The organism is Parabacteroides sp. 52 (assembly GCF_010500925.1).
GTDB lineage: Bacteria > Bacteroidota > Bacteroidia > Bacteroidales > Tannerellaceae > QVMG01.
On record NZ_QVMG01000002.1, the window covers coordinates 113,517 to 128,110 of the forward strand.

The window sequence follows — 14,594 nt, forward strand, 5'->3', positions numbered from 1 at the left end:
TGTATCTTTGCAGAATATAGGATGCGCCTTGGCATAGCTCAAACTTGTTTGGCTCTGCATTTGGCTTTCACTATATTTGCTACCTAATGTATAATGGCGCCTGTATGAATGAGACAGAAAAAAGGATAAAGCAGCTGCGTGACGAACTCAACCAACATAATTACAACTATTATGTTTTGTCGAATCCTACTCTTTCCGATCGTGAATTTGATGAAAAATTGAAAGTTCTCCAACTCCTGGAAGAACAACACCCGGAGTATGCCGATCCGCATTCACCTACCCAACGTGTGGGAAGCGATCTATCTAAGGAATTTCAACAGGTAGCCCATGTCTATCCGATGCTTTCTTTAGGCAATACTTATTCGGAAGAGGAGATAGGAGACTTCTACGACCGTGTGGAAAGGGCATTGAACGAACCTTTCGAATTGGTTGCCGAACTGAAATATGACGGCAGCTCTATCTCGTTGACGTACGAAAAGGGACGGTTGGTACGTGCTGTTACCCGTGGGGACGGTACCCGTGGGGATGATGTGACTGCCAATGTAAAGACAATCCGCTCTATACCTCTCCAACTGATGGGAGATGATTATCCCGATAGCTTTGAAATACGTGGGGAGATCTTATTACCCTGGGCGGAATTCGACCGCATCAACAAGGAACGCGAGGAGCAGGAAGAACCTCTTTTCGCTAATCCGCGTAATGCAGCGGCAGGCACATTGAAACAACAGAACCCAGCTGTTGTGGCTTCCCGTAAACTGGATGCCTATTTTTATTATATATTGGGAGAGAATTTACCCGGAGAAAGTCATTATGAAAACCTGACGGCTGCCCGTAGTTGGGGATTTAAAGTGCCGGATGTGATACGCAGGTGTTATTCTTTACAAGATGTTTTTGATTATATAAAGCAGTGGGATGTAGAACGCAAAACCTTACCTGTGGCGACGGATGGCATTGTGTTGAAGGTGAATGCCCTTCGTCAACAACGCAACCTTGGGTTTACGGCTAAAAGCCCGCGTTGGGCTATCGCTTATAAGTTTCAAGCTGAAAAGGCGGTTACCCGGTTGAACTCAGTCTCTTTCCAGGTAGGACGAACAGGGACTGTCACTCCGGTGGCCAATCTGGAACCGGTTTTATTGGCTGGTACGACAGTCAAGCGCGCTTCTTTACACAATGCGGATATTATAGAAGGACTGGATCTGTATATCGGCGACCAGGTGTTTGTCGAAAAAGGAGGAGAAATCATTCCGAAGATTGTCGGAGTGGATACGGAGGCACGCGGGATGATGATGGGTGATAAGGTGCGCTTTATCCCTGTTTGCCCCGAATGTAATACGCCGTTGACTCGTCCTGAAGGTGAAGCAGCACACTATTGTCCGAACGAATCGGGTTGTCCTCCGCAGATAAAAGGAAGGATCGAACATTTCGTGACCCGCCGGGCTATGAATATAAATATGGGACCGGAGACAGTGGACGACCTCTACAATGTCGGTTATGTGAAAAACGTGGCCGATCTTTATACATTGACCATACACGATCTGTTGCAATTGGAGCGCTGGGCGGATAAAAGTGCCCGTAACCTGATGGAAAGTTTACGTGAATCGAAAACCGTTCCTTTCGAACGGGTATTGTATGGATTAGGCATTCGTTATGTAGGTGAGACAGTGGCTAAACGACTGGCCTATGCTTTTCAGTCGATGGACAACCTGGAAAAAGCATCTCAGGAGGAACTGACTGCAGTTGATGAGATCGGTGGACGTATTGCACAGAGTGTGATTGCTTATTTTGCAGACGAGAGTAACCGGGAGATGATTCGTCGGCTGAAAGAAGAAGGATTGCAGATGATTATCTCCGAAGAGCTTTTATCCCAACGCTCGGATAAATTGAAAGGCCTAACCCTGGTTATCAGTGGAACCTTTTCCCGGCATTCGCGCGACGAATACAAAGCGATGATCGAACAACATGGAGGCAAAAACAGTGGGTCGGTATCCGGAAAGACGGATTATATCCTGGCCGGTGATAATATGGGACCGGCAAAACTGGAGAAAGCGACCAAATTGGGTGTGAAGATATGGAGTGAAGATGAATTTTTAAACTTCTTGAACGAATGATACTGAATAATTACTTTATAAAAAGAAATGTAGAGAAACAGGCTACAGTGGCTGTGGGTAGAAAGCATTGTTTCCGTTCCTTGAAAGAGGCGCATAACATATTGATCTTTTTCGAAGCCAAAGATGAAGATAAGATAGAACCTTGCCTGGAGACTTTGCGGATGTTGAAGAAAAATGTACAGGTCTGCTTGTATGTTTCCCGTAAGAATCCTTTGGAAGCCAACGATTCGTATCAAATGATCTACGAAAACAAAGATATCAACCGTTGGGGCTTTCCTCTCGCGGAAATCAGCCGGCAGGTAAACGATATCAAGGCTGATGTCTTAATTGATCTGACGGGAGATGGTTGTTATTCAATGAAATATATAATGCTTCAACACCCTTCTTGCTTTAAGGTGGGACTCAAACGCAAAGAACAGGATATGTATGATTTTTCATTATCTGTGACAGATCGGGACGATTTAATGTATTTGTTTGGACAGATTATATTTTATTTACAGACTATCCGTTCTAAATGATATTATTTGCTTATTTTTGCGTGGCAAAACTACAAAAGGAATATTTTCCCTATGGCGGACATAAACTTAAAAGGAATGGGAGTAGCTCTGATTACTCCTTTCAATGAAGATGACAGTGTAGATTATGAGGCGTTAGGCAAACTGGTCGATTTCCAGTTGCAGAATGGTACCGATTATTTAGTCGTTTTAGGTACAACGGCTGAGACACCCACATTAACAGAAGAAGAAAAGAAGAAGATCACTGATCTTATTATAACCCGCGTGCGGGGACGCGTACCAATTGTTTTGGGAGTAGGTGGTAACTGTACCCGTACCCTTGTGGAAAAATTGAAAAAGGATAGTTTTGAAGGTATCGATGCTATTCTTTCTGTTGTTCCTTACTATAACAAACCTTCCCAGGAAGGTATTTACCAACATTATAAAGCCATTGCGGAAGCTACCCGATTGCCTATTGTATTGTATAATGTGCCGGGACGCACAGGTGTCAATATGACGGCGGAAACAACCTTGCGTATAGCCCGTGAATTCCCGAATGTAGTAGCTATTAAAGAGGCTTCAGGCAATTTCACCCAAATGGATGATATTATCAAGAATAAACCGGCAAACTTCGATGTGATCTCCGGAGACGATGGTATCGCTTTCCCATTGGCCACCTTAGGAGCAGTCGGTGTTATCTCTGTGATAGGAAATGCCTTCCCGCGGGAGTTCAGTCGTATGATTCGCCTGGCTCTATCGGGCGATTACGATAGTGCCCGTACCATTCATCATAGCTTTACCGAACTGTTCGATCTTTTATTTGTAGACGGCAATCCGGCGGGTGTGAAGAGTATGCTTCATATGATGGGTTTTATCAACAATAAACTTCGCCTCCCATTGGTTCCGACAAGAATCGTTACTTTCGAAAAGATTCGTGATGTATTGCGGGAACTGAATATTAAATGCTAACAGAATAACAAAATAAAACGAAAGGCATCCCCCCAAAGGATGCCTTTTTTTATGGATCTTTCCGAAAAGGGGGGCAAGCATTGCATTTTTGGGAAGCCCTCGCTGAGATACTTTCCAGTTACAAATCTTCCAATCTCAACCGATTAGAAGATAAAAATCCGTACTAAATATAATTGCCGATATATATCAGCAATTGTGTCGATATATATCGGCAATTGTGCTGACAATTATCAGCACAAGTGTCGACAGCTATCGGCACTTTTATTTTCCAGCAGATTTACGGAAGAGAAAGTTGCTGTTTCAATTGCTTCATATAGGATTGAACTTCTTCCGTTTCTTCGGCGGCAGGGCTCCAGGGAGCCATGTCTTCGGTGGCAAGAGGGGTAAAAGGACCATTTTTGATTTCATATAATACGGTGCCGGACTCCAAAACGAGTAGACCATGCCATACGCCAGCCATTAATTCGGCACCATAACTTCCTTCCAGTGGATTTAAGAGCAGTGTTTCGGTGATATTGCCCTCTGCGTCAAAGAGCAGAAGAAGAGCCTTGCCCCGAAGAATAAGGAAAATCTCTTCTTTGGCCGGATGCAAATGGCGGTGGGGACGTACGTAGGTGTCGGGTTCCATCGCATTGAGTAAACGGTTTATGGGGGTTTCCGGCTTTTCGTGGAAATTGTAATTCATTCTGCGGCGCGGGTTTGTTTTAGCCAGACTGGTTGTCTGGTTGAGTAAATCTTCGTTGATGACCTTCATGTTTATTCTGTTTTGCATTGTCTGCGAAAGTACAAAAGACTTTTGAGAACCATTCATTCTCCGGAATTGTTTTTAAGAAAGTGGATTCAGAAAGGAAGGAGTGTCAAAATGGCATTATTTCGGGTTGGCATTTGTTTTGCAGTTTAAAGGATAGAATATAAGAGAATACGGATAAAATAAATAAACAGAAAGATATGAATTTGAATAACTTTACAATCAAAGCACAAGAGGCAGTTCAACAGGCAGTGCAGTTGGTTACCCATTCTAACCAACAGGCGATAGAACCTGTTCACTTATTAAAAGCTGTCATTCTGACGGGTGAAAGTGTAACGAATTTCTTGTTTCAGAAACTGGGCGTGAATATCCAGAATCTGAATATGGTATTGGATCGCCAGATAGAATCCTACCCGAAGGTGTCGGGTGGTGAACCTTATCTTTCCAGGGAATCGAATGCGGTATTGCAGCAAGCTATTGATTATTCAGGTAAGATGGGAGACCAGTATGTTTCCCTGGAACCGATAATCCTTGCTTTATTTACAGAGAAAAGTACGGCTTCGCAGGTCTTGAAAGATGCCGGGGTGACGGAAAAAGAACTGCGCCAGGCTATAGAGGAATTGCGTAAAGGCAATAAAGTCACCAGCCAGTCGGCAGAAGATACCTATGACGCCCTAGGTAAATATGCTATCAATTTGAATGAACGCGCGCGTAGCGGAAAGTTGGATCCGGTGATCGGTCGTGATGATGAGATACGGCGTGTCTTACAGATCCTGAGCCGGCGAACGAAAAATAATCCGATCCTGATCGGGGAGCCAGGCGTGGGTAAAACGGCTATTGCCGAAGGACTTGCTCATCGTATCATACGGGGCGATGTACCGGAGAATCTGAAGACCAAACAATTGTTCTCTCTCGATATGGGTGCCCTGATTGCCGGGGCCAAATACAAGGGTGAGTTTGAGGAACGTCTGAAGTCGGTAGTCAATGAGGTTATCCAGTCCGAGGGAGAAATCATTCTTTTTATTGACGAGATTCACACCTTGGTAGGAGCAGGGAAAGGAGAAGGGGCGATGGATGCGGCCAATATCCTGAAACCCGCTTTGGCCCGTGGCGAATTGCGTTCGATCGGTGCCACTACATTGGATGAATACCAAAAGTATTTTGAGAAAGACAAAGCCCTGGAGCGTCGTTTCCAGATCGTGATGGTGGAAGAACCGGATGAGCTGGATACCATCTCTATCCTGCGTGGATTGAAGGAGAAGTATGAAAATCATCATAAGGTACGAATTAAAGACGATGCGATTATTGCTGCAGTGCAATTGTCTTCGCGTTATATAACCGATCGTTTCTTGCCCGATAAAGCCATCGACCTGATGGATGAGGCCGCCGCTCGTCTGCGTATCCAGGTCGATTCTGTTCCCGAATCTCTGGATGAGGTGTCTCGTCGTATCAAGCAGTTGGAAATTGAGCGCGAAGCCATCAAGCGGGAAAATGATACAGCCAAACTGGAATCTTTATATAAAGAGATTGCAGATCTCAAAGAAGAAGAGAAGATACAAAAAGCGCAGTGGCAAACCGAAAAAGACCTGGTCAATAAGATCCAGCAGAATAAGATCGATATTGAAGATATGAAGTTCCAGGCTGACAAAGCCGAACGGGAAGGGGATTATGGGAAGGTGGCCGAACTGCGTTACGGTAAGATCAAAGTAAAAAAAGAAGAAATACAAGAGGTACAGGCGAAACTGCATGAGATGCAGGGTGCTTCGGCGATGATTAAAGAGGTGGTCGATAGTGAAGACATAGCCGATGTGGTCTCCCGCTGGACGGGCATTCCGGTAAATAAAATGATGCAGAGCGAGAAAGACAAACTCCTGAGCCTGGAAGCCGAATTGCATAGTCGGGTGGTGGGGCAGGAAGAAGGCATAACGGCCATAGCCGATGCCGTGCGTCGCAGTCGTGCCGGATTACAGGACCCGAAACGTCCGATAGGTTCGTTTATCTTCCTCGGAACGACAGGGGTGGGCAAGACCGAATTGGCCAAGGCCCTGGCGGAATATCTGTTTGATGATGAGAATATGATGACCCGTATCGATATGAGTGAGTATCAGGAGAAATTCAGTGCCACCCGTTTGATCGGTGCCCCTCCGGGATATGTCGGTTATGATGAAGGGGGGCAGTTGACGGAGGCTATCCGCCGCAAACCTTATTCGGTCGTTCTTTTTGATGAGATAGAGAAGGCGCATCCCGATGTATTCAATATCCTTTTGCAGGTATTGGATGATGGGCGATTGACGGACAATAAAGGACGTGTGGTCAACTTCAAGAACACGATTATCATTATGACCAGTAATATGGGTTCTTCGTTGATCCGGGAGAACTTTGAAAAGATAACGGCCGAAAACCGGGAAAAAGTCATGGATGAAACGAAGATACAGGTGTTGGAACTATTGAAAAAGACGATTCGTCCCGAATTTCTGAACCGTATCGATGAAATCATCATGTTCACCCCTCTGAATGAAGAAGAGATTCGTCAGATTGTAACCCTGCAATTAAATGGCGTTCAGAAGATGTTGATGCAGAACGGAATCCGATTGGAATTTACAGAGGCTGCAATTCGTTTGCTTTCCGATGAAGGCTTCGATCCGCAATTCGGTGCCCGTCCGGTAAAACGTGTCATACAAAAGCGGGTGCTCAATGAACTCTCCAAGCAAATCCTGGCCATGAAGATCGATCGGGACCGTCCGATTCGTATTGACAGGGAAGGGGAAGAATTGGTGTTTACCAATTAATTGACGGATCATTCAGTCTTTTGTGTAAAGAGCGGTTCTTTTTAATTGTTTTGCCAGTTGTTTTGTTTTTAGTCGTATATTTGTCCTGTAAAACCCATAAAAAGAAATATTATGAGTACGAAAGACGAATTTATGTATGATGAAGACGATTCTGTCAAATTTATACAGAACTATCTTCCTCAGGAATTGAAAGGCAAATTCAGTGACGACGATATCAATTATATTGTAGATCTGATTTATGATTTCTATGATGCCAAAGGTTATCTGACAGATGAGTCGGATGAGGATGAAAGCGACATAGAAATTGATGAAGACGAATTGGTTCAATATGTAATTAAAAACGCTCAAAAAGACGAAGTAGGTAAATTTGAAGCGGAAGAAATAACTTTTATAGTACAAGGAGAACTGGAATATTGTGATTCGATAAACATGTTCGACTGAAACGCTGTTATAAACAAAAACATAAATACAACCGTTTATTAAAAAAAGTAAAATGAAAAGTGCAAAATTAGTGTCAGTTATGCTACTCAGTGTAGCGTTGGTTTTTAGTAGTTGTGGTACATGGAATAACACAGCAAAAGGTACAGCAATCGGTGTTGGTGGTGGTGCGGCAGTAGGTGCCGGTGTAGGTGCCATTGCAGGTAATACCGCTTTGGGTAGTATCATTGGTGCGGCCGTTGGAGGGGCTGCCGGTGCATTGATCGGAAAGAAAATGGATAAGCAAAAACAACAAATCGAAGAGACGGTTCCGGATGCTACTGTAGAAACAGTGAATGACGGAGAAGCTTTGAAGATTACATTTGATTCCGGTATTCTGTTTGCCACGAATTCAAGTACGGTAAGCGATGCCTCTAAAAATGCGTTGCATAATTTCTCAAACACGCTGAAAACAAATCCGGATACATACATTAAGGTGATCGGACATACAGACAATACAGGTAAGGTTGATTACAATCAGACTTTGTCGGAAAAGCGTGCGAAAAGTGTATATGATTATTTATTATCACAAGGTGTTATGCAGAGTCGTATGACCTATGAAGGAAAAGGTATTCATGAACCTGTTGCTGACAATAGTACAGTAGAGGGTCGTTCGTTGAACCGTCGTGTGGAAATTCTTATCATGGCCAATGAAAAGATGTTACAAGAAGCACAAGAAGGTACATTAAGATAAAGAATTAAACATCTTAATTATATAAAAAAGGCTGCTCGGTTGGGCAGCCTTTTTTATTCGTATGAGGGGTGTTTGGTGGAATGTTTTATAATATTTGCAGCTTTACTCCGAGGGATAAACTCAGGTAATCTTTGGGTTTGAGATAAGCGTTTTGTACGGCGCATAATAAATATAAATCGCAGGTGCTTATTTCATAAAAAAGAGTGATGGATTTATTGTGTTTGTATTTATGATTGAGTTTGAAAGTGACACGTTCTCCCAGAAAGAGAAGGGTGCGTATTTTGGTTGAAAAAAAGTAATATCCTTCCGGGTATTTGGAGGGTTGTTTGGACCAGAAGTTTCCATTTAATAAAGTGTTGAAATAGATTCCACAGGACAACGGTTCAAAAGTGATGTTCTCGTTTACAGGAATATGCCAGGGGATATAATTTTGTTTGAGGGTGAATGTGATCAACGGATTGAGTTCACTCAGTGCTCTATCGCTATGTACATTGGAGGTCTGTTTGGGGACAAATCCCAATAAGAGATCGGTCTCCCAATGATTTTTCCCGTAATTCCAACCTCCACCGAAAGAGAACATACCCATGGAACCGGCGAATTGTATCTTTGTATATTTGGGAATAAGTGCGTCCCACAGATAGGTGTAGGCTTCTATCCGTCTCTCGTAGCGACTTCGGATGTAGACCGAATCCGTCTGTTCCTGTGCCGATAAACCAATGGGACAGATAAAAAGAAAAAGAATAAAAAAGCTTTTCTTAAAAGTAGATACGTTCATGGGTATAGCTGTCAGGGGTTATGGTAAATAATAAATAACTGCGTTTGCCCATATTGTCGCAACAATAATAGGGGATCTCATCCTCAAAGAAATAGATTGGTCCCTTGTAGTTATGGGTATGTCCGTGCAAGCAAAATTGCAGGGCAGGAAACTCTTTGATCTTTTCCTGAAAGATATCTGCCACATTGTTATTGAATTGTTCATTTTGGGGAGGGGCGTGCATCGCTACCACCGTTCGTCGGAAACGAGGGTATTCGCTGTTTACATCGCCATATTCCAAGGTCTCTTTGATAAAACTAAAATCGGGTATGGGGTTGGAGTAGTCGTATTCGATCGCATTGGTGTTTAAGCATAAAAACAGTATATCCTGGGCGATAAAAGAAAAGTTCTGAGGACCGAACATCTTTTCGTATATCTTGTCTCCGTTTGCGATGATATCGTGGTTGCCTATAATGACTACATACGGAAAATGGAGTTTACTCAAAATCTCTTGTCCCCATTCATATTCTTTGGTTGTACCGAATTCTACCAAATCTCCTGCGTGAATGCCGAAGTCAATGGAGTCCTTTTGGTTGATGTGTTTGACAAAGAGTTCCAACTCATCCAAGCTGCGTCCGGAATCACCAAACCAGACAAAGCGGATGGTGTCTTTCCTGTGGCAGGCACTTTCAATCAGGGGGATATTACGTATGTTTTCGTCTTTTCCTAAACCGAAATCGATTTTTCCATCATAGGGGTGATAATCAAAGAGATCGCAAGAAACGAATAAAAGAAAAACGGAGAAAGAAAGAATCTTTTTATACATAGTTATTCAGCCTTTATTAAAAAGGTAAAGGTAACAGTCTTTATGCAACGATAATGGCTGTTTTTAAGTAAAATGTAGTTTAAATAAAATGCTTTTATTCGCGTATAGGGAAGAAATGATTCAACTCGGTAAAATCAGAGATTATGACATCGGCTGTTTCATCTCCTTTGTAATCGCTCCATCCGATACTTTTTAACCAGACTGTCTGACATCCGATTGTTTGGGCTGGGATTATATCTTTATCATGTGAATCTCCAATGACAAGGATGTTTTCTGCCGGTAAGGCCAGTTCTTTTACTCCCAATGCGAAGATAGCGGGATCGGGTTTGCGGATGCCCACGACTGCGGATTCTACAATCGACACAAAGAGGTGTTCTAACTGAAAGTCTTTCAATACGGATTCGATGTTTCCATAGAAGTTGGAAACGAGTACTAAGGGGTATTCTTTGGCCAGATGCTCCAATAGAGGGCGGGCGGCATTAATTGCTTTTTGGGCATAGGCATAACACCAGTCCGCTATTCTTGCCGGAAGAAAGGCCGGCAGGGTGTGAGAGGATAAGTGCCCCTGTTCCTGTAACCATTGTATTTGCAGTTCACTTTTCAGTAGTAACATATCCAGAAAAGTGTGGTGTGGTTGTATGATCGGGTTTTTGCCTAAAGTCCTTTCTCCGTAGACGTAAGCCTGTCGGAAGGTTTCTTTGTTGACAGGGATCTCCAATGTTTCGTAAGCCATCCAGATAACTTCGGCCCAATGCATTCCGTTACTGTCGATCGTTCCCCCGTAGTCGAATATAATACCTTTTACTTTTTTTGCCTCAAACATTTTCTTCAGTCTCTAATTGTTTAGTGAATTCCCGACAAATACGTTCGTGTGTACATACCATATAGATCAGCATGCCGTTTAAAACGGTCAATTCAAAAGCGAAATACAACCAGGGTATACGGATAAAAAGACTTATAAATAAAGCGATGATACGTGTGTTGAAAGAGAGCATATTGGTGTATTTCATCAGGGGAAGACTTTTCTCCCGGAAAGCTGTACGGAACCATTCGGGGGCTTCTCCTTTGTATTTCTCCCGAATGAGCGCCATCATCTTTTGAAATTGAGGAGAGAGACGCTCTTGTCCAACCGTATAGTTGATATAAAACCATTCGAATGCCTTGAATATAAAATCGTGTTTCCAGCTTAATTTCTGATATTCCTCTTGCAGGTTGGGGGAATAAGAGAGCTCACTACCGGATTTACCTTTTAAAAACAGGAGGTGTATATTCCGGTAATAATCAGCCATCGCAGCTTGTTTGGTATGGGAATATCCCGCTATCGCTGCCAATATCCAGATCCATAGCGACCATTCCGGCATAAGACGCAGGCAGATAGCCGCATAGATGGTGATGAACCAAAGATCCCCGCAAGCCCCATCCAGGATACGTCCCAGTTGACTTTTCTGTCCGGTCATTCGCGCCAGTTGACCGTCTGCGCTGTCATAGGAGTTGGCCCAGATCAGAAGCAACATACCGATCACATTCACTGTCAGGCTGTCGAAGTAATAACATATGCCGGCAGCTATGCCTATAAATATAGATGCAATGGTGATTGCATTGGGGGATACGCCCAGTTTATGAAAAAAAATAGCCCAACGGTATCCGATGGGACGGTAGAAATAGATATCGATACATTCTTCGGTATCCAGGGATTTGAGGGTAGATTCTAAGCTGGGTATTTGTTTTTTTTCTTTCATCTTGCCGTTTCTACAAATTACTTATTGGCCGATTGCCATATGTGTTGAGCGATATATTGAGAGGCTTCTTCCCTGCACGGAGCAAAGCTGGGCCAGTCATTGAAATCTATAAGTTGCATATTTCCATCTGGGGAGACAATACAATCTCCTCCGTAAATAGATATGCCTAAAACCTCAGCTGCCTTATTGCATAACTTATGCAGATCGGTTCCGTGAAAAGGAATACCTGTTGCCGTTCCGTTGATTTGTTCCCATCCGAATTTACTGTGATGGATGTCGGACGGATAGAACCAATAAAAGAAGTCGGTACCTCTCACGCCATAGAACTTTACCAGGTCACCAGTTAAATGCGCATTGATCACCGCGGAGGGAATGCCCCGTATGGCAAATTCTTTAAAGATAGAGCAGGCCTCTTCCGGATTTCTTACATAAGTGACATCTTCCCGGTGTACTGCATGAAAGTCTCCTCTTTTGATCCAGCAATTATATAATCCTGCCTTCTCCAGTGCAGCGGTCGGATCTTCTTGTGTAGAGAAGATCAGGCTGGTAGGATGGGGGATGTTGTTTTCCATCAAAAGGCGGGTCATTTTCTCCCGGGTGCAATTCTCAATAGCGTATCCTGAGTTTATAACGATACGGCCTTGTTCTTCCATCTGTTGCAGTTTGCGGATCGAATTCCAGTCGCGTACCATATTGAAGATGATATTTTCCTGTAGATCTTGAACGATAAGGTCGGATTCGGTATATTCATTCACTGTGCATCCGTATGCCTGCAAATGTTTTACTGTTAAAGAAAATATGGCAGCGTCGTTGCCGATATGATTGGGAGAGAATTGATTACCTCTTCGTATGCCTGCAAGGGTAAATGGGCTCATCTTTATTTTATTTGTTTATGACTTAAGAAACGACTCTGCTTTAATTATATCTTCCGCATGGTCGACATCGATAATTTTACTGAAAGGATAGGCTTTCAGTGTTAACCCTTCCGTAATTAACTGGCGTTGGTAGTTACGCATGCGAGAAATATCAGCGGCTATTGCTTTGTTTAATACGGCAATCCCTCTTTCTCTCAGGCAATAGATGCCTCCGGAAATATAACGGCAAGAAGGATTGGCCTTGTCGAGGAAGTTACGGATAAACAATTTTTCGTCTGTTTCTACATATAAAGGCTTTTCGTCGTCTATATAATCGGTTACGGCCATAAGTCCATCCAGGTTTGTTTCCTGAAGAAACGCCTGTATGTAAGCTGTGAATTCCTTTTCTTTGAATATGGTGTCAACCGTAGTCAGGCAAATTTGCTTGCTGTTTAAATGACGGCTTATCTCATAAAAACTATGCATAGAGCTGGGAGTCGATTTTATGAGTAGGTGAAAGGGGACAGGCAATGTTTTCTTTTTCAGGTGATCCTGTACTTCTTTCATCTCTTCGTTTACAATGATATTGATAGAGGTAGCACCGTTTTTCAAGAAAATATCGATCAGCCGGTCTATCAGTATGGTACCGTTTAAACGCACAAGCGGTTTAGGCCATTTAACCCCTTCCTGGGCTAAACGCGAACCCTCACCGGCTGCAATAATTGCATAATCCATTTTTATATAATTAAGAATGAAGAACAGAGAAAAGAAAGAATGAAGAACCGTAGATCGCTTAACGAAGTGTAAAGCGATCTACGGTTCTTTATTTATTTAGTCTAAGTAGTCTATCGTTTCTTCTCCAATGATTTTCCGAAGCGTATTCTTCAGAATGGTGTGTTGGATGAATAAGTCGTGTTCCGGAACCCGGTCTTCGGCATGCATCGGACTCTTGAAGTAGAACGATAGCCAATCCTGAATACCCGAGAAGCCACAACGTTGAGATAAGTCAGCCAACAGTACCAAATCCAGGCATAAAGGAGCCGCCAGGATAGAGTCACGGCAAAGGAAATCTACTTTCAGCTGCATCGGATAGCCCATCCAGCCTATCAGGTCGATATTATCCCATCCTTCTTTGTTGTCTTTGCGCGGAGGGTAATAGTTGATACGTACCTTATGGTAAACGTTTCCATACAGTTCCGGATAAACGTCCGGTTGCAGGATGGTATCGATAACAGACAATTTGCTGACTTCTTTTGTTTTGAATGATCCCGGATCGTCCAATACTTCTCCGTCACGATTACCCAGGATATTTGTAGAGAACCAGCCTTCCAAACCTAACATACGTGTTTTAAGCATCGGGGCCAAAACCGTTTTAAGCATAGTCTGTCCGGTTTTATAGTCTTTACCAGCGATGGGTACGTTCATCTTCAAGGCGAACTCACATAAAGCAGGGGTGTCGACACATAAGTTCGGAGCTCCCATAATATACGAACAACCTTCGGCTATTGCAGCATAGGCATAACACATGCTGGGAGAGATAACCGCTTTGTTGTCTTCTTTCATCGCTTTTTCAAAAGCAGCCAGGCTTTTATGTTCATCGCTTAATGGAATATAAACTTCAGTACTGGCAGCCCACATGACAACAACACGGTCGCATGCATGGGTTTGCTTAAAGTTGCGGATGTCTTCACGCACCTGTTCCATCAGTTCCCAACGGTTTTTGCCGGTCTTGACATGGGTACCATGTAAACGTTTGACAAAATCCTGATCGAAAACCGCTTGCATGGGTTTTATGGCCACCAATTCGTCTTTTACACACTCGATGTCCTCTTTTTTCAAGACCTCTGCATGTACTGCGGCCTCATAGATATTTTCAGAAAATATATCCCATCCCCCAAATACCAGATCATTCAAATCTGCTAATGGCACTACGTCTTTGATCTTTGGGAAACGGTTTTCATTCCGTTTGCCTAAACGAATGGTAGCTAATTGGGTCAGTGAACCAATGGGGGTGCTCAACCCCTTGCGGACTGCTAGTGTACCTGTAATAAACGTTGAGGATACAGCACCTCCCACGCCTACAACAAGAATACCTAGTTTACCACTTGCTTCTTTTACTTCCATTTTCTAATATTTTTATAA

Annotated in this window: 14 protein-coding genes; 6 read left to right on the forward strand and 8 right to left on the reverse strand. The window is 43.2% G+C overall.

Annotated features, from left to right (window positions below):
* Nucleotides 1–104: 104 nt before the first annotated feature.
* The 3 genes from ligA to dapA are packed head-to-tail and all read left to right on the forward strand — an operon-like array spanning nucleotide 105 to nucleotide 3,571.
* Complete coding sequence (gene ligA / locus D0T51_RS02900) at nucleotides 105–2,108, forward strand: NAD-dependent DNA ligase LigA (RefSeq protein WP_163724911.1); 2,004 nt, start codon at nucleotides 105–107, stop codon at nucleotides 2,106–2,108.
* Nucleotides 2,105–2,626: a glycosyltransferase family 9 protein gene (locus D0T51_RS02905; RefSeq protein WP_163724914.1), complete on the forward strand. Its 522-nt coding sequence runs from the start codon at nucleotides 2,105–2,107 to the stop codon at nucleotides 2,624–2,626. Before ligA ends, D0T51_RS02905 begins: the two co-directional genes overlap by 4 nt.
* Nucleotides 2,627–2,677: 51 nt before the next feature.
* Entirely contained in the window at nucleotides 2,678–3,571 is an 894-nt protein-coding gene (gene dapA / locus D0T51_RS02910; protein WP_163724916.1) for a 4-hydroxy-tetrahydrodipicolinate synthase, read from the forward strand.
* Nucleotides 3,572–3,848: 277 nt separating this feature from the next.
* Here the strand turns inward: dapA and D0T51_RS02915 are convergent, their stop codons facing one another.
* On the reverse strand, nucleotides 3,849–4,325 hold the full coding sequence (locus tag D0T51_RS02915) for a WbuC family cupin fold metalloprotein (protein ID WP_163724918.1): 477 nt from the start codon (nucleotides 4,323–4,325) through the stop codon (nucleotides 3,849–3,851).
* Nucleotides 4,326–4,519: 194 nt separating this feature from the next.
* Here D0T51_RS02915 and clpB point away from each other — a divergent pair, with 194 nt between their 5' ends.
* The 3 genes from clpB (at nucleotide 4,520) to D0T51_RS02930 (ending at nucleotide 8,279) form a co-directional block, all read left to right on the forward strand.
* Nucleotides 4,520–7,108, forward strand: coding sequence for an ATP-dependent chaperone ClpB (gene clpB, locus D0T51_RS02920; RefSeq protein ID WP_163724923.1), 2,589 nt, complete (start codon nucleotides 4,520–4,522; stop codon nucleotides 7,106–7,108).
* Between the two features lie 111 nt (nucleotides 7,109–7,219).
* Nucleotides 7,220–7,549 (forward strand): hypothetical protein, encoded by a 330-nt coding sequence (locus D0T51_RS02925; RefSeq protein WP_163724925.1) that lies wholly within the window; start codon nucleotides 7,220–7,222, stop codon nucleotides 7,547–7,549.
* Nucleotides 7,550–7,601: 52 nt separating this feature from the next.
* Nucleotides 7,602–8,279, forward strand: coding sequence for an OmpA family protein (locus D0T51_RS02930; protein ID WP_163724928.1), 678 nt, complete (start codon nucleotides 7,602–7,604; stop codon nucleotides 8,277–8,279).
* Between the two features lie 85 nt (nucleotides 8,280–8,364).
* Here D0T51_RS02930 and D0T51_RS02935 read toward each other — a convergent pair whose 3' ends face one another.
* From D0T51_RS02935 to D0T51_RS02965, 7 genes are all read right to left on the reverse strand, one after another.
* A complete protein-coding gene (locus tag D0T51_RS02935) occupies nucleotides 8,365–9,054 on the reverse strand; it encodes a hypothetical protein (protein ID WP_163724931.1) in 690 nt (229 codons plus the stop codon).
* Nucleotides 9,035–9,859: a metallophosphoesterase gene (locus D0T51_RS02940; RefSeq protein WP_163724934.1), complete on the reverse strand. Its 825-nt coding sequence runs from the start codon at nucleotides 9,857–9,859 to the stop codon at nucleotides 9,035–9,037. The genes D0T51_RS02935 and D0T51_RS02940 overlap by 20 nt, the downstream gene beginning before the upstream one ends.
* A 94-nt stretch (nucleotides 9,860–9,953) precedes the next feature.
* Complete coding sequence (locus D0T51_RS02945) at nucleotides 9,954–10,682, reverse strand: HAD family hydrolase (RefSeq protein ID WP_163724938.1); 729 nt, start codon at nucleotides 10,680–10,682, stop codon at nucleotides 9,954–9,956.
* On the reverse strand, nucleotides 10,675–11,598 hold the full coding sequence (locus D0T51_RS02950; RefSeq protein ID WP_163724941.1) for a CDP-alcohol phosphatidyltransferase family protein: 924 nt from the start codon (nucleotides 11,596–11,598) through the stop codon (nucleotides 10,675–10,677). Before D0T51_RS02950 ends, D0T51_RS02945 begins: the two co-directional genes overlap by 8 nt.
* A 17-nt stretch (nucleotides 11,599–11,615) precedes the next feature.
* Complete coding sequence (locus D0T51_RS02955; RefSeq protein ID WP_163724943.1) at nucleotides 11,616–12,473, reverse strand: hypothetical protein; 858 nt, start codon at nucleotides 12,471–12,473, stop codon at nucleotides 11,616–11,618.
* A 15-nt stretch (nucleotides 12,474–12,488) separates the two neighbouring features.
* Complete coding sequence (locus D0T51_RS02960) at nucleotides 12,489–13,187, reverse strand: NDP-sugar synthase (RefSeq protein WP_163724946.1); 699 nt, start codon at nucleotides 13,185–13,187, stop codon at nucleotides 12,489–12,491.
* 96 nt (nucleotides 13,188–13,283) lie between these two features.
* On the reverse strand, nucleotides 13,284–14,576 hold the full coding sequence (locus D0T51_RS02965) for an inositol-3-phosphate synthase (RefSeq protein WP_163724948.1): 1,293 nt from the start codon (nucleotides 14,574–14,576) through the stop codon (nucleotides 13,284–13,286).
* Between the last annotated feature and the right edge of the window lie 18 nt (nucleotides 14,577–14,594).